Source organism: Sphingobacterium sp. ML3W, from assembly GCF_029542085.1.
Taxonomy (GTDB): domain Bacteria; phylum Bacteroidota; class Bacteroidia; order Sphingobacteriales; family Sphingobacteriaceae; genus Sphingobacterium.
In genome coordinates, this window is the sequence record NZ_CP107036.1 from 3,745,289 (window position 1) to 3,762,118 (window position 16,830).

Here is a 16,830-nt window from a genome sequence, read left to right on the forward strand (position 1 = left end):
AGTGTATCTATTATTAACCGATTGGGAATGAAAGTTTATAATTGGTGTACCTACGGCTTAGGATCTTTGATGCAATTTTTAGCTGTTCACAGTGAACGGCCAAAAATTGCTTATTTATTTTCAGTCGATTTTGCGTGAGCAGTTAAAACATAGCCGAAACCGTATTCAGTTTGATGACGAACAATCCTTGCGTCCTCGCTACCTTGAAGTAATTCATCTAAAACTAACATCAGATTTTTAGGCTGCATGTATTGTTTGAGTTCAACACAACACAGTGCGTGGATTTCATACGGTTGTCTTTCCTCATTAAAAAATCCTGCACCAATTTTCTCATTCAAAAAGATCCTTATCTTTTCAACCTCATCCGCTGTTGAAACTTTATAATGATCAATATCATGACGGATATCGATTAACTTAAATTCGATTATTTTTTGATCCTGCTCAACATCAACTTTATACATGTCGTAAATAACCCTGTCAGCCAATGTAGTCACATGTAATTCATATAAGTTTTTTTGTGATGATAGTTCTACTCCAAAAGGCATCATGGAATCCATACTATTTACCTCTAAAACACGATACATAGAAAATAAATCAAAAGCTAGAATTGATTTAATCTTAAACGTTTCAATTCCAGTCATAAAATCCAATGGTTTGCCCATTAAAAAGGAAACTTCTTCGGGTGACAGGTGTCGCGAAATACGTTGTAGCAGCATGCGATAATAGATTAGTATATCTAACTCTTCACATCTTCTCCTATACACTTTTGTTTTTTGATTTTTCGCTGTTTTCATAATTGGCACATTGAATTAATATAGATTTTCAATACAAAGAAATAGAAAATATTCTAAAAATAAAAACATTTGTATAAATAAAAATAACATTATATATATTTATCTATACAAAACGATGAAATATTAAGACAACACAATGACCAAACTAGGCGAATTTTTAGCGAAGAAGTCTGTAAATAAGTCTCAGATTGCGCGCAGAACAGGACTAAGTAAAGCCAGGATCAATGAATTAACAATGACCGAAACATCCAAATTGCGTTTGGATGAAATGTATTTAATCGCTTTGGCTATCGATACCGATCCAGCTAAAATGATGTCCGAATTATGTGAACATCTTCAATTGAAAGAGATTGAGGATTAAGTTCCGCATCTCGTAATTTTATGCACTTATGAGCAAAAAGCTACGAGATGCTATTGTTTCGCCGTATTTCATACAAATTCAGCAGTACCTCTTATAAATTGCATCCATAAAAATCTGAAAAACCGAACCATTCGAAAAGATAAAGCCAAAGTCAATATATTGGGGAACATAATTATTGCTAGCACAAATCATCTGATGCCTATGGATATTGAAAAAAAGAAGGGATATAACATCGCACGAATAATCTGTGCGGTATTGGACGTAAAACTGTTCGATATCGTACAGAAATAAAATCCAATAAACAAATCAAAAACCTATAAACCAGCAACTTAATAAAGTGGCAATACAATTGACTTCAGTCTAATGTCTAGATTGACCGGTCGATTACGGATCAATAAGACCTTAAAAAAGTATTGTTATGATAGGAAATAGTCTTAAAATCGCTTGGCGAAATATGGCAAAAAATAAACTCTATTCTTTTATAAAGATCGGAGGATTTGCTTTTGGTATTGCAATCTGTATTCTCATCGTACTTTATATCAAACAGGAGACCAGTTACAACAAATTTTATCCAGCGATGGATCGAATTTATCGTCTGGTCGTTCAGCTTCCGATCGAAGGTAAGATACAGCGTTGGGTGTCACTTTCGGCACCCGTTGCCCCAACGCTTAAAGCTGAAATTCCAGCTATAGAACAAACGGGCCGCATTCTCCCCAATCCGTTGTTTGGCGCGGGCAGCAACCAGCTCTCCCTGAACGACAATCCGCAGAGCTTTTACGATGATGGTTTTGTATACGTTGATCAATCTATTCTGGACATGTTTCCGACACCTATGATTTCAGGAAGACTTGCTCACGCATTAGATCAACCCAACACATTGGTCATTACGAAAAGTAAAGCGGAAAAATATTTCAAAACTGATCCTATCGGACAGACCATCTATCTGAACAATAACAAATCCAAGCTATATACCATCACTGGTGTGATTGAAGACATACCTCAAAATTCTACGCTGGCCGGTTATAGCTTCTTTATCTCTCTTGCGGGTGAACCTTTCTATCCCGGCGAGCAAAACCAATGGCTCAGCAATAATTATACGGTCTACGTTAAATTAAAACCACAGGCCAACATTGAACAAACAGAAAAAGAGATCCTAAAGAACTATAAAGAGCATTATTTGCCGGAATACAAAAAATCGGGTCGAAAGCTCAATCCTTTATTCGAACAGGTAAAAATCAACTTACAAAATGCACTGGATATCCATTTAAAGTCTGCTGATATTGAAGACGATAAAGTCAGTACACTTAATAGAGGCGATATCCGTCTGGTTTGGACATTTGCCACCGTAGCGTTATTTATTCTTCTGATAGCCTGTATCAACTTTATCAACCTGTCCACGGCCAATGCCGCTACACGAGCCAAAGAAATCGGTATCCGCAAAACAATTGGTTCGACAAGGACATCATTGATCGGACAATTCTTGCTCGAAGCAATTTGCTATAGTGTATTATCTTTATTCATTGGTCTATTGCTGAGTTGGTTTTTGTTGCCTATATTCAACAATCTCGCCAATAAGTCCTTGACGATTCCCTGGACATCCATATACTTTTTTCCATCTTTATTGGTGGCGATAATTTTCATCGGCAGCTTGGCCGGAATCTACCCAGCCTTGTATCTATCCCGATTTAAACCAATTGCTGCCTTGAAAAATAAGACCACCGGAGCCAAATCCTCGTTATTCAGAAATGGTCTTGTTATTTTTCAGTTTGCAACTTCTATCATCCTTATTGTAAGCGCCCTGGTGACCAATCAGCAGATACGCTATATCCTGGAAAAAGACCTGGGCTTTAAAAAGGAACAGGTGATTGTCCTGCGTGGCGTGGGTACATTGGGAAATCAGATCCCTAGTCTTAAGAATGAATTAAAGTCCATTCCAAATGTCAGCTCCGTTTCCCTAGGTGATTTTCTCCCTGTCCCCATTGATGGTGCCAAAAGAAATGGTAATCCCTTTTGGAATGAAGGTAGACGAGAGGTCGATATGGCGACACAGGGACAGTTCTGGGAGATTGACCAGGATTATCTTTCTACCTTCGGATTACAATTGACCAAGGGTAGAAATTTCGATCCCAAAATGGCCACGGACAGTACCGCTGCGATCATCAACCAGAAATTGGCGGATGACCTGGGATTAAAAAATCCGATCGGGGCAAAAATAACCAATGGCAATACCTGGACAGTCGTTGGTGTCGTGGACAATTTTATTTTTGAGTCACTGAAGGGTAAAGGGTACGCTGGTCTATGTATGGTACTGCGGGGTTATCCATCACTCCTCTCTATTAAAGTTAAGCCCGAAAACCTACAGCAGACCCTGAACGGGATTAACACTGTATGGAATAAATTTTCACCTAATCAAAAAATCAATTACAGCTTTTTGGATGAGGGCTTTGCTTCCCTTTATCAAGATGTTGAACGGACGAAAAATATATTCAGCTGTTTTGCTATCGTCGCCATTTTTGTGGCAGCCCTTGGTCTCTTTGGACTGGCCACCTATGTGACACAACAGCGGACAAAAGAAATCGGTGTACGGAAGGTACTTGGCGCCAGTACCCTCAGATTACTGAAACTGCTGTCTGGAGACTTTATAAAATTGGTGTTTGTTGCCTTGGTCATTGCCTCACCTGTTGCGTGGTGGGCAATGAACCAATGGCTAAGAGACTTCAACTATAAAATAGATATCAACTGGATATACTTTATTCTGGCGGGTATGGGCGCTGTCCTCATCGCCTTAGGTACCATTAGTTATCAAACATGGAAGGCTATCCGAACCAATCCAGTCGATAGTCTAAGGGATGAATAAAGTCAGAAGATCTTAAAAATTGGTGTTTGTTGCCTTGGTCATTGCCTTGCCTGTTGCGTGGTGGGCAATGAACCAATGGCTAAGAGGGGGATAAATGTTCGATTGCGAACGAAAACTGTCCGAAATCGAACATCAAAAACGAAACAAAGCCACCTAACAAACTCATAATAAAAGCATTAAAACAATGGCAAGGGGATTGTATTTTTTATTGCATGGCACAAAATGATTTCAAACTGGCTTGGCGTAAACTCTTAAAAAATAAGGGGTTCACGTTCTTGAACATTATCGGACTGACGCTTGGTTTTACCGGTTTTATCCTTTCCTATCAATACATCAATCGGGAAACAAGCTTTGATAAATGGAATCCAAACTATAAGGAAATCTATCAAATTGGTCTGGAAGTCGAAGGTGCTTTTACAGACGAAACCTCTCCTTCCCTGGCTCCGTTGCTAAAACAGAATTTACCAGATATCGTCTATGCCGGTAGAAAAATGGTCTACAACTATGGTAGCTACCCGCTCTTTGGGGAGAAGACGGTACTTATCAAAAATACCGCATTAATTGATTCTTCTGCTGCCCGGATCTTTCAGGTAGAAAATGCCAACGGACCACTCTACAAAAACAAAGATCAAAAGGATGCGACCATGGTCAAAAGTCCTATTGCGGAACTGCTTTTCAAAAAGGAGGATTTAACATTTGACAGCCCCCATTCCATTCCGTCTATGAGCCTTGATCTGGGTATGCGCGAGACGATTTATGGCACCATCAAAAAGCAAGGTCTATCCATGATTGATTACGATCTTCTTTTTATCCGTGAACTACAGGATATCTTTGCTGAAAATAATCCTTTTTTATACCAGACTTTTATTCAGGTCAGACCGGGTACAGATATCGCTAAGTTGACCGATCAGATCAACACAATCTACCACAAGGAAATCGCACTAAAAGATAAAATACGCTCTTCCGGTTATGCCAAGGGAAAGATCTACCTAGATCCATTGGCTAACTTGCACCTGCGGCCAAAAACAGGAAGTAACACCGCCTATATCATTACATGGATTATCGGTATTCTTTCTCTGTTGATACTCCTGCTCGCATCCGCCAATTTTGCTAATATGATTATGGCTCAAGCCGATCAACGTCTGAAAGAACTTGCGCTTAAAAAAATATTAGGAAGTTCGCGTTGGGCTATTGTCAGACAATTATCACTGGAAGTATTTATACTCACCAGCGGTGCGGCAGTATTGAGTTTAATTACCGGGGCGCTTACGGGCAATATATTACAAAAATGGTTCAATGATGATCTCAGAAGTTATATTTTAAGTTCTGAAACCATTATCCAGCTCTGTGTCGCTGTACTATTAACAACGATCCTTTCCGCAATATACCCTGCCATAGTTCTTTCAGGTTTCAAATCCGTCAATCTGCTCAAAGGCGGATTAACTTCCATACTAAAAAAAGGAACATTCCGAAATGCCTTACTAACTTTTCAGATCAGTATGGCGATTTTGTTTATTTCAGGTATGCTGGTCATTAGGGCCCAGCTTCAGTACATGCAGCATACAGATAAAGGGTTTGAGCCAGCGCAAGTGGTCAATTTCAAGGGAGTGGGCATGTATTACGACAACAAAATTGATGGCTCTTTCTACCAATTGAAACGGCGATTAGAAAATGATCCGAGCATTGCGGCAGTGGCTTCTGCAACAAATATCCCGGGAGAGGGGGAACAACCACCCAAAATGGAGTTCTCCTATGCACAAAAGAATATTTCTTTTGCGCATGTCGGTATCGATCCAGGCTATTTCAAAACATTAAATATCCCCAATCTACAAGGGAATATCAATCTGTCAATGGATCAGTTACTCCGGGATTCCCTTTCCAACTATGCGGTCATCAATGAATCTGCTGCTAAAAGTTTGGGACTTTCGAATCCCATTGGCACGAAAATTAGTGGCTGTGACACAGACTTCGAGATCGTTGGCCTAGTCAAAGATAGTAAGGCCTATGGTTTTGAAAATGCCGTTCAACCTACCCTCTATTCTTTTAAAAATGAGTGCGGGAGCATGCGCATTCAGACGACGCTTATGGTGAAAACAAGATCTGGAATGGTTGATCAGGCAATTGAGACAGTCAAGAAAGAATGGACAAAAAATACATCTGCAAAAGATCTGCCTTTAGACTACTCCTTTATGGATCAGCAATATGCTTTGCAGCATAAGAAACAACAAGAACTACAGCTTGCTTTTAATAGCTTCACGAGCCTTTCGGTTATTATCGCCGCATTGGGCCTGTTCAGCATGGCCGCTTATCAGGCAGCATTGCGCAAAAAAGAAATGAGTATCCGGAAAGTACTCGGTGCCTCGGCACAGCTGCTCTTTGTCCAATTAAATAAACCGCTTTTCAAGCTATTTCTGATAGGTATCGGCCTTACCCTTCCTGTAGCTTATTTACTCATGGACAAATGGCTGTCCAATTTTGCATATCATGTCAATATAAAATGGTGGTCGTTTTTGATCCCGATATTTTGCATATTTATCTTAATATTGATTTCCATTAGCTTCCAATCGTTGAAAGTTGCAAGAACAAATCCAGTAGATAGCCTACGGGATGAATAAGTAAAAATTAAAAGACAAAATAAAAAAGAGATACAAGGTAAGCCCAGGCTTGTACAACCAAAATCTCAATACTCAAATCTCAATACTAGAAAATGATACAATTAAAACATTTATTCAAGTGGTATAACGTAGGTGGTACACGCTCATTTGTTCTCAAAGATGTCAGTTTAGATATAGCAGAAGGTGATTTCATATCCATTATGGGCCCTTCGGGTTCAGGCAAATCTACCCTGTTGAATATTATCGGTATGCTGGACGAACCGGACGAAGGTGAATATATCTTTATGGATGAAAATGTATTGGAGATGAAAGCAAAAAAACGGTCGCAACTCTACCAATCTCATATTGGATATGTATTTCAGGCTTACCATTTACTGGATGAATTAACAGTATATGAAAATATAGAAACACCACTGATCTATAAAGACATTTCCAGCAAAGAGCGTAAAGCCATTGTGGCCGATATGCTTGACCGCTTTGGTATTGTGGGAAAGAAAGATCTATTTCCGGCTCAGCTGTCCGGTGGGCAACAACAGATCGTTGGTATCGCTCGCGCATTGGCGGGATCTCCGAAACTCCTGTTGGCAGATGAACCGACGGGTAACCTCAATTCCAAACAAGGCGAAGAGATCATGGAACTGTTCAAACAATTGAATGATGACGGTGTCACAATCATACAAGTTACCCACTCCGAAAAAAATGCGGAGTACGGCAAAAGAATTGTCAATATGCTGGATGGCCAGCTCAAATAATTGTATACCAATTTAACCTGAATAATCCCTACCTGGTACATGAATACTGTAGGGATTTTTTTGTATCATTTCTCAATTCATTTTTTTAACTTCGTTATGATGAATGAGAGAGAGCTGAAATCGTTAATATTCCTGTTGGACGATACTGATCAACAGATTATTCAGGAAGTGGAGCATCAGTTAAAAAGCCAAGGTCCTGAAATTGTTCCTTATTTGGAAAAATTTTGGGAGTCGAGCTTTGAACCAAGAGTCCAGGGGCGGCTGGAAAACATTATTCATGAAATTCAATTCGACCAGACCAAAAATGAATTGCAGATCTGGAATCTGAGCAATTCCTTCAATCTACTGGAAGGACTTATCATCCTCAATAACTATCAATATCCTTCTTACGAAGACCATAAAATCGTGTTGAAGATCGAAGATCTGAAAACAGAAGTGTGGCGCGGACTACAATACGATATGAGTCCATTGGAGAAGGTGAACCTGCTGAACCATGTGTTATTTGGTTCCTTTGGACTATCTGGCAACACAAAGGATTATCACCATCCGCAAAACTCCTATATCGGTCAGGTTTTGGACACGAAGCAGGGGAATCCGTTGACCTTATCCTGTATCTATAGCATTATTGCGCAAAAACTGGATATCCCGATCTATGGGATCAATTTACCCAAGCATTTTATTCTGGCTTACATGGAATCGGATGAGGAAGGAAATGAAAATGTTTTGTTTTACATCAATGCATTTAACCGTGGGCAGATCATGCAAAAAAGTGATGTTAATTCGTTCCTGAAGCAGTTAAACCTAGGTCCGGACAGGGAATTTACATTTCCCTGCGACAATGTGACTATCATGAAGCGCGCTTTGCGGAATCTCCTGTCAGCGTATGAAGCACATGAAAGTTCAGGCAAGCAACAGGAAATCAGAGAACTGTTCGAATTGCTTGCTTGACACAGTCTTTATCAATTAAAAATTTGGTCTTTCTCTGGCGTCCAAAAAGATATAATTTGGTGTCATTGTGCCATATGTTTTTGTTAATTCTGGTGCTGTATTTCCTTGATCCTCCAGTTTAAACCGGCTGATTTTCCTATTCTTCGTATCTGAAATATAAAGAAATTTACCATTTTCAATACGATCATCAATGGCAACTCCCGTAGGCTCCTCCAACCCAGTAGCGGAACCACCGATCACATAATCGGGACGGACAGTTTTTTCTCCGGTTCCAGTAAACAATTCCTTCGGATTTCTAAAGAACAGGACCTCCTTTTCTGTTGTTGCAACGGCGAATAACTTTTTGTTGGGAGCATAAGAAACAGCCCCTAAACCTGTTTTTCCTTGCACATAGACTTTCAGTGTCGGTACGAATCTTGACTCCGCAACAATCGTATCCCGAGGCCTGTCAATCAATTCTTGTTTAAGCAATGTAAAAACAGCAAAACCGTTCCCCTTACTTGTACCATCACTTTCAAATCCTACAAGTAACAGTTTGTCATTTTTATCATCTGTATTTCCCTGTAATAAGGTCAAGGAAGTTGGAACAATTTTTCCGAGACTAATCTGTTTATCAATGATCTTGGAACCTCCCGTCGATCCGCCTTTTCCTTCCGGACGGCTTACCGCATATAACATGTTTCCGCCGGTTGCCGCAAGCAGAAAATTGGTCACACTTGAACCTGTATTACCAACTTGTTGCGCATAGGTGTAATAGGCCAATCCTCTTACGTTTCTAAACCCTGTATAGCCAAGTGCACTTGCATTACCGGGGATCCCGTAAGCATCGTTGTCAAGAGAAATCCGCTGAATAAAGGTATCCTGAGCAATGGATCCCTCACTGGCCTGAAAAATTGCCTTCGCATTGGGATCAAAGATAACCGCTCCCCCGCCCTTTGTCGGAGAAAGATATTGATAGATATTATCCAGATTATTGGTATCAGCAGGATCAACAATAAAGAGATTCTTGATAGAAGAACTATTCGGTTGATAATCCCGGAAAGAAATATACAATCTTGAAACAAGTGATACTTCACCAACATCGGGTTCATCGTCCAATTTTTTACAGGAAGCAACGCCTATCAAACTGGCGAATAATACAATAACACAGGTTTGAAATGAAAATTTCATATTTTTTTATTATAAATAGCTTATTGCGTCAAACATACAAATCTACTAATATATGCAGAATATCAATGAATTTATCTCATTCTTTTAGACAGATATCATGATGTCTAAAACGGAAATATTTGCCATTTCGCTACTTTTTGATTAAAATTGCCTTTGTTTTTGATATCACATACGATTATGGAAAAGAAGGAATTTGTACGAGAGAAGTTGACATTACCGGGAGAAGGCAAAAAATTGCTTTTACATTCCTGCTGTGCACCTTGTGCCGGAGAAGTCATGGAAGCATTAATTGCTTCGGATATCGATTTTACGATTTATTTCTACAATCCAAATATCCATCCACGCAAGGAGTATGATCTGCGCAAAGAGGAGAACATTCGATTTGCGGAGAAGCATAATATCCCTTTTATTGACGCGGATTATGATGTAGACCATTGGTTTGATCTGGCTAAAGGCATGGAACAGGAACCTGAGCGAGGAATCCGTTGCACCATGTGTTTTGATATGCGCTTTGAGAAAACAGCGGAATATGCGGCGGCTAATGGCTTTGATGTGATCTCTAGTTCATTGGGTATTTCCCGTTGGAAAAACATGGAGCAGATCAACGACTGTGGCTTACGTGCAGCTTCTCGCCATGAAGGTATGGAGTACTGGACATTCAACTGGCGCAAGAAAGGCGGTTCGGCAAGGATGTTAGAAGTCTCCAAAAAAGAGAAATTCTACATGCAGGAATATTGTGGTTGCGCTTACTCGCTACGTGACACCAATAAATGGCGCATGGCAAATGGACGCGAAAAGATAGAGTTAGGTAAAAATTATTATGAATAAGTCGTGCGCTGTGTATATATAAAGCATTCGACTGGAATATTTAAAAAAATATTTCGATCCTAATGATTTTATACATACCTTTGCAGGCTCAAATGCAAGATTGTGAAACATCTAAAACAATACAGAATTCCCTTTTCGGGGCTCAACGCTGGAAAGCACAATTTTGAATTTGACGTTAATAAAAAGTTCTTTGACTGCTACGAACATTCGATTGTAAAAGATGGCAATCTGAAAGCAGAAGTTGAATTGCAAAAACAGGAGAACCTGTTGATTTTGCATTTTGATATCCAAGGCGAGATTCAATTGACTTGTGATACCTGCTTAAAAGAGTTTATGTCACCGATTTCAATTCAAGAACGGATATTGGTCAAATTCACGGATGAAGATTGGACAGACAATACCGAAGAGGTGTTGATCTTATCAAAAAGCGACCATGAGTTGGATATAGCTGAATTATTGTACGAATACATCAATTTGGCAGTTCCCTATATCGTGAAATGTGAAGAGCAGGGAGAAGGCATACAATGCGATCCTGAGATGTTGGCTTTATTTACAAGCGAGCCGGATTCAGAGGAGCAAAAAGAAGAAGAAATTATCGACCCACGTTGGGAAGCATTGAGAAATATTAAAAATAACTAAAACAAAAATACGAGATGGCACATCCAAAACGTAAAACTTCTAAATCAAGAAGAGACAAAAGAAGAACACATTATAAAGCTGAAGCTCCTAGCTTGACAGTATGTAAAGAAACTGGCGCAGTTCATTTACCTCACCGTGCTTACAAAGTAGACGGAAACTTGTACTACAACGGTAAATTGATCATTGAAAATACAGCTGTTGTCTAAGGTAAACCTTTCATAACACCAAAACATCCCAAACAAGCAATATTTTAGAAATTTGCTTTATTTTGGGATGTTTTTTGCGTATTATTGATTTACTAAATAATAACGGATGAAGATTGGTTTAGATATTTTAGGAGGAGATTATGCTCCTAAAGCAACGATAACAGGTGCGATTGAAGCACAAAAACAGCTTACTGGAGACCAAAAAATAGTCCTTTTTGGTAAAACTGAAGAGACTAAACAATTAATCGATCAAGCCGGAGGAAATTCATCTGACTTTGAATATGTGGAAGCTCCAGAAGTCATTGCGATGGGTGAACATCCAACCAAAGCAATAACTCAAAAACCCAACTCAAGTATTGCGAAGGGATTTGAATATTTAAAAAACAAAGAAATCGACTCATTCGCATCCGCCGGTAACACCGGAGCCATGCTCGTGGGATCGATGTTCAGCGTGAAAGCTATCCCAGGCGTATTACGCCCAGCCATAGCATCAATTGTTCCAAAATTGAAATCAGGATTCGGGATCTTACTGGATGTCGGTGCAAACGCGGACTGTAAACCAGAGATGCTGAACCAATTTGCAATGTTGGGCAGCCTCTTTGCCGAGCATGTATTCAATGTATCCAACCCTAAAGTGGGATTATTGAACATCGGAGAAGAAGAAGAAAAAGGAAACATCCTGACAACCTCTACCTACCCCCTACTTAAAGCCAACGACAAGATTAATTTTATCGGAAATGCTGAAGGCCGCGACCTGTTCAGTGACCATGCCGACGTATACGTATGCGATGGATTTACAGGCAATGTGGTCTTGAAACTTGCAGAATCATTTTATGTAGTGACCCTGAAAAAAGGTTTTAAAGATGATTTCTTCGACCGATTCAACTACGAGCAGTACGGCGGTAGCCCAATCTTAGGAGTTAACGCTCCTGTCATTATTGGCCATGGTATTTCAACACCTGAGGCCATTAAAAATATGGTTTTATTTTCAAGAGATATGATCGAGTCTAAATTCATTGACAGCATCAGATCTATTTTCAATTAAATATTTATGTCAAAGATTCATGCCGCGATTACGGCTGTAAATGGTTACGTTCCGGATTACATCCTCACCAACAAAGAGTTGGAAACAATGGTCGATACCAACGACGAGTGGATTGTATCACGAACAGGAATCAAAGAAAGACGCATCTTAAAGGGCGAAGGACTTGCTACATCAGATCTTGCTGTACCTGCCGTTCAGGGTTTATTGAAAAAGAGAGGAATAGAAGCGACAGATATCGATTTAATTATCTTTTGTACCAGTACACCTGATATGCTGTTTCCCGCTACAGCAAATATTTTGGCCGATAAAATCGGAGCGACAAATGCATGGGGCTTTGATCTACAGGCAGCTTGTTCGGGCTTCTTGTTCGGACTGAATACCGGAACACAGTTTATCAAAGCAGGTACGCACAAAAAAGTGCTTGTCATCGGTGCTGATAAAATGTCATCGGTAATCAATTATCAAGACCGTAATACCTGTATCCTTTTTGGAGATGGTTGTGGTTGTGTGTTATTGGAGCCAAATGAAGAAGGATTGGGTATACAGGATGCGATTTTGAAAACAGATGGTTCTGGTGGCCAATTCCTCAATATTAAAGGTGGTGGTTCATTAAACCCTGCTTCACATGCTACTGTTGACGCAGGATTACATTATGCTTACCAAGAAGGCCGTACAGTATTCAAATTTGCAGTGACAAATATGGCTGATGTTGCTCATGATGTCATGGTGAAAAACAATTTGAAGTCAGAAGACATTGCTTGGTTGGTACCACATCAGGCCAACAAACGTATCATCGATGCAACAGCAGAACGTGTAGGTCTTCCGGAAGAAAAAGTGATGGTGAACATCCAAAAATATGGAAATACAACTAGTGGAACAATCCCTCTATGCTTGTGGGAATGGGAATCTCAATTGAAAAAAGGAGATAACCTGATCCTTGCTGCTTTCGGTGGTGGCTTCACCTGGGGATCCATCTATTTAAAATGGGCGTATTAATTGTCCATTTTATGGTATAATTTATTACTTTTGACAGTTAGAATTTTTTAAGAAACAAACAAAACCTAGAATACTATGGGTATGGATATCAAACAAATTCAAGACTTGATTAAATTCGTTTCAAAATCAGGTGTGAATGAAGTCTCGATTGAAGAGCAAGATTTTAAAATTACAATAAAGACAAATCAAGAGCCTACGTATGTAACAGCTTCTGTTCCAGCTGTAGCACCAATTGCTACTGCACCTGTTGCTCAAGCTGCAGCTCCAGCTCCGGTAGCTACACCTGCGGCACCAGCTGCTAGCGCTGATGCGAACTTGATTACAATCAAATCACCAATGATCGGTACATTTTACCGTTCAGCGGGACCTGGTAAACCATCTTTCGTTAATATTGGTGATGATATCAATACAGGTAATGTATTGTGTATTGTTGAAGCGATGAAATTGTTCAACGAAATCGAATCTGAAGTTTCTGGTAAAATCGTTAAGATTTTGGTAGAGGATGCTCAACCTGTTGAGTATGACCAACCATTATTCTTAGTTGAGCCTAAGTAATTTACAAACGTAAATGAATACTATGTAGCCTCCAAAGGGCTACATTTTTGTAAACTTCATAATTCAAGACAATGTTTAAAAAAATATTAATTGCAAATAGAGGAGAAATTGCCCTGCGCATCATCCGTACCTGCCGTGAGATGGGTATCAAAAGTGTTGCAGTGTATTCAACCGCAGATCGAGACAGCTTACACGTAAGATTTGCTGATGAAGCGGTTTGTATTGGCCCTCCACCGAGTAAAGATTCTTACTTAAACATTCCGAATATTATTTCTGCGGCTGAATTGACAAATGCAGATGCTATTCATCCAGGATATGGATTCTTGTCTGAGAACGCACGTTTTTCGGCAATTTGTGCAGAGTATGGCATCAAATTTATTGGTGCTACCGCTGAGCAGATCGAAAAAATGGGCGATAAGTCCCGTGCGAAGGATACCATGAAAAAGGCTGGTGTACCTACTGTACCGGGATCAGATGGTTTGATCTCAAACGTAAAAGAAGGTATCGTATTGGCTAATGAAATAGGTTACCCTGTTATTATCAAAGCTACTGCCGGTGGTGGTGGTCGTGGTATGCGCATCATCTGGAAAGACGAAGAGTTTGAACCAGCTTGGGATTCTGCTCGTGTTGAATCTGCCGCTGCATTTGGTAATGATGGTATCTACCTTGAAAAATATGTTGAGGAACCCCGTCACATTGAATTCCAGATTGTAGGTGATCAGTTTGGTACAGTATGTCACTTGTCAGAACGTGACTGCTCGATCCAACGTCGTCACCAAAAATTGATCGAAGAATCCCCTTCACCATTTATGACACCTGAATTAAGAGCTGAAATGGGTGAAGCTGCTGTGAAAGGTGCAAAAGCTGTAAACTATGAAGGTGCCGGTACAATCGAATTTTTGGTTGACAAACACCGCAACTTCTACTTTATGGAAATGAATACCCGTATTCAGGTAGAGCATCCCGTAACAGAAGAAGTGATCAACTTCGATCTGATCAAAGAACAGATCAAGGTTGCTGCTGGCATTCCGATCTCCGGAAAAAATTATGAACCGGAAATGCACGCGATCGAATGTCGTATCAATGCAGAAGATCCGTTCAACAATTTTCGCCCTTCACCGGGAAGAATCACTAACTTTCACTCTCCGGGAGGTCATGGCGTGCGCGTAGATACACACGTATACTCAGGCTATACCATTCCGCCAAACTATGACTCTATGATCGCTAAGTTGATCACTGTTGCACAAACACGTGAGGAAGCGATCTGTACCATGGAGCGTGCATTGAGCGAGTTTGTGATTGAAGGCATCAAAACTACCATTCCTTTGCACCTGAGATTAATGCGTGACCCTAACTTTAGAGCAGGCAATTTCACAACAAAGTTCATGGAAACATTTGACCTAACTGAATATCCTGTAGAAGATTAAATAAAATTATCTTTACATACATAAAAAATACCATTCTTTACAATAAGAATGGTATTTTTGTTTCCAAACAATTTTTATGAGTACACCAAATTCGAAAGATCTAATACAAGCTATCAAAAATAAAGGGAAGAATATAGAAGCCGAGATGTCTTTCTTTGACCATCTTGAGGTCTTAAGATGGCATTTGGTTCGTTCGGCTATCGCCATCTGTATCTTTGCAGGTATCGCGTTCACATTCTACGATTTTGTCTTTAAAGATATTATCATGGGTCCCAAAAATCTGGATTTTTGGACCTATCGTATGATGTGTAAAGCCGCTGAGGTATTCAATTTAGCTGATTTCTGTGTCAAGAAGATACCTTTTAATATTATCAATACGGAATTGGCGGGGCAATTTATGCTCCAGATCAACTCCTGCTTGTTGATGGCTTTGATGATGGGTTTCCCTTATCTCCTTTTCGAAATTTGGTTGTTTGTAAAACCTGCATTGACAGACGTAGAAAGACGTTCTGCCCGGGGGTTTGTATTTTACGCTACAGTATTATTTGTTTTGGGCGCTCTTTTCGGATACTATATTGTCGTACCATTATCCATCAACTTCCTAGCGAATGTATCCTTAAGTGATGAAATCGTCAACCAGATTACGATAGACAACTACCTATCTACTATTGCGACATTGACATTAGGCTGTGGAATTGTATTCCTGCTGCCAATCATGGTATTTATTCTGTCTAAAATAGGTATTATGACGCCCGAATTTATGCGTGCCAGCCGTCGTTATGCAACAGTAATTATTTTGCTTATAGCAGCCGTAATTACACCTTCTGCAGATATTATCACCATGTTGACCGTTGCTGCGCCGATGTTCTTATTATATGAAATAAGTATCATGGTCTCCGCGGATGTCAAAAGAAAAAAATTAGCACAAGAAAAATAAAATAACAATAGAAATGAGCAGTGTAAAGAAAATTGCGATTGGAAGTGACCATGCAGGTTTTGAATACAAAACAGCATTGGTTAGCTTTTTAAATGAATTGGGTTATGAAGTAACCGACTTTGGAACAAACTCCCCAGATTCAGTCGATTACCCAGATTTTGCACATCCGGTCGCATCGGCGGTAGAGAATAAAGAGGCTGATGCTGGTGTATTGATATGTGGCAGTGCCAATGGTGTTGCGATCACAGCCAATAAACATCAAAATATCCGTGCCGCAATCTGTTGGTTGGAAGAAATTTCTGCATTAGCACGTCAACATAACGATGCCAATGTCGTATGTGTCCCAGCCCGTTTTATCGATCTTGATCTCGCTAAAAAGATCGTATCAACTTTTATGACAACCGAATTTGAAGGTGGACGTCATGCCAATCGTGTCAATAAAATAGCTTGCAGCTGTTAATAAATTAACATATTTTAAGAAGCGGATGAAGGGTAGAATATACTTTTCATCCGCTTTTTTAGTTATATTGTGTACTGATCTAAGGTGGTAAAGGTTAGCATTGCTATCACATCATATTGTTATGAACATAATAATACGCTGTGTCAATTGCTAATTGTTATTCAGTGATCATCTTATATTATTTTAAACAATAACAAAGTATTGCGTATAGCGCAGCGCCAAAGCTTACAGCACCAGGAT

General features: G+C 39.7%; 16 protein-coding genes. 14 read left to right on the plus strand and 2 right to left on the minus strand.

Going from position 1 to position 16,830, the window contains the following annotated elements:
* Positions 1-110: 110 nt before the first annotated feature.
* The gene (locus OGI71_RS15875; protein ID WP_282250219.1) at positions 111-794 is read right to left on the minus strand and encodes a hypothetical protein; all 684 of its coding nucleotides are present in this window, start codon (positions 792-794) and stop codon (positions 111-113) included.
* Between the two features lie 136 nt (positions 795-930).
* Between OGI71_RS15875 and OGI71_RS15880 the strand changes: the two genes are divergently transcribed.
* The 5 genes from OGI71_RS15880 (at position 931) to OGI71_RS15900 (ending at position 8,327) form a co-directional block, all read left to right on the plus strand.
* Complete coding sequence (locus tag OGI71_RS15880) at positions 931-1,155, plus strand: helix-turn-helix transcriptional regulator (RefSeq protein ID WP_282250221.1); 225 nt, start codon at positions 931-933, stop codon at positions 1,153-1,155.
* 418 nt (positions 1,156-1,573) lie between these two features.
* Complete coding sequence (locus tag OGI71_RS15885; RefSeq protein WP_282250223.1) at positions 1,574-4,012, plus strand: ABC transporter permease; 2,439 nt, start codon at positions 1,574-1,576, stop codon at positions 4,010-4,012.
* Between the two features lie 212 nt (positions 4,013-4,224).
* Positions 4,225-6,627 (plus strand): FtsX-like permease family protein, encoded by a 2,403-nt coding sequence (locus OGI71_RS15890; protein WP_282250224.1) that lies wholly within the window; start codon positions 4,225-4,227, stop codon positions 6,625-6,627.
* Between the two features lie 92 nt (positions 6,628-6,719).
* The gene (locus OGI71_RS15895; RefSeq protein WP_120261602.1) at positions 6,720-7,379 is read left to right on the plus strand and encodes an ABC transporter ATP-binding protein; all 660 of its coding nucleotides are present in this window, start codon (positions 6,720-6,722) and stop codon (positions 7,377-7,379) included.
* A 96-nt stretch (positions 7,380-7,475) separates the two neighbouring features.
* Complete coding sequence (locus tag OGI71_RS15900; RefSeq protein WP_335994728.1) at positions 7,476-8,327, plus strand: transglutaminase-like domain-containing protein; 852 nt, start codon at positions 7,476-7,478, stop codon at positions 8,325-8,327.
* Between the two features lie 15 nt (positions 8,328-8,342).
* On the opposite strand, the gene OGI71_RS15905 is transcribed toward OGI71_RS15900, so the two are convergent.
* A complete protein-coding gene (locus tag OGI71_RS15905) occupies positions 8,343-9,497 on the minus strand; it encodes a hypothetical protein (RefSeq protein WP_282250225.1) in 1,155 nt (384 codons plus the stop codon).
* 177 nt (positions 9,498-9,674) lie between these two features.
* On the opposite strand from OGI71_RS15905, the gene OGI71_RS15910 reads away from it, so the two are divergent.
* The 9 genes from OGI71_RS15910 (at position 9,675) to rpiB (ending at position 16,590) form a co-directional block, all read left to right on the plus strand.
* Positions 9,675-10,325 (plus strand): epoxyqueuosine reductase QueH, encoded by a 651-nt coding sequence (locus OGI71_RS15910; RefSeq protein WP_282250226.1) that lies wholly within the window; start codon positions 9,675-9,677, stop codon positions 10,323-10,325.
* A 102-nt stretch (positions 10,326-10,427) separates the two neighbouring features.
* On the plus strand, positions 10,428-10,964 hold the full coding sequence (locus OGI71_RS15915) for a DUF177 domain-containing protein (protein ID WP_282250227.1): 537 nt from the start codon (positions 10,428-10,430) through the stop codon (positions 10,962-10,964).
* Positions 10,965-10,978: 14 nt separating this feature from the next.
* Entirely contained in the window at positions 10,979-11,170 is a 192-nt protein-coding gene (gene rpmF / locus OGI71_RS15920) for a 50S ribosomal protein L32 (RefSeq protein ID WP_077437804.1), read from the plus strand.
* A 106-nt stretch (positions 11,171-11,276) separates the two neighbouring features.
* Positions 11,277-12,215: a phosphate acyltransferase PlsX gene (gene plsX / locus OGI71_RS15925; RefSeq protein WP_077437805.1), complete on the plus strand. Its 939-nt coding sequence runs from the start codon at positions 11,277-11,279 to the stop codon at positions 12,213-12,215.
* 6 nt (positions 12,216-12,221) lie between these two features.
* A complete protein-coding gene (locus tag OGI71_RS15930) occupies positions 12,222-13,211 on the plus strand; it encodes a beta-ketoacyl-ACP synthase III (protein ID WP_120261596.1) in 990 nt (329 codons plus the stop codon).
* Positions 13,212-13,286: 75 nt separating this feature from the next.
* Positions 13,287-13,766: an acetyl-CoA carboxylase biotin carboxyl carrier protein gene (gene accB / locus OGI71_RS15935; RefSeq protein WP_282250229.1), complete on the plus strand. Its 480-nt coding sequence runs from the start codon at positions 13,287-13,289 to the stop codon at positions 13,764-13,766.
* A gap of 71 nt (positions 13,767-13,837) precedes the next feature.
* The gene (gene accC / locus OGI71_RS15940) at positions 13,838-15,193 is read left to right on the plus strand and encodes an acetyl-CoA carboxylase biotin carboxylase subunit (RefSeq protein ID WP_282250230.1); all 1,356 of its coding nucleotides are present in this window, start codon (positions 13,838-13,840) and stop codon (positions 15,191-15,193) included.
* Between the two features lie 76 nt (positions 15,194-15,269).
* The gene (gene tatC / locus OGI71_RS15945) at positions 15,270-16,130 is read left to right on the plus strand and encodes a twin-arginine translocase subunit TatC (RefSeq protein WP_223583945.1); all 861 of its coding nucleotides are present in this window, start codon (positions 15,270-15,272) and stop codon (positions 16,128-16,130) included.
* A 13-nt stretch (positions 16,131-16,143) separates the two neighbouring features.
* On the plus strand, positions 16,144-16,590 hold the full coding sequence (gene rpiB / locus OGI71_RS15950; protein WP_282250232.1) for a ribose 5-phosphate isomerase B: 447 nt from the start codon (positions 16,144-16,146) through the stop codon (positions 16,588-16,590).
* The last annotated feature ends 240 nt before the right edge of the window (positions 16,591-16,830 follow it).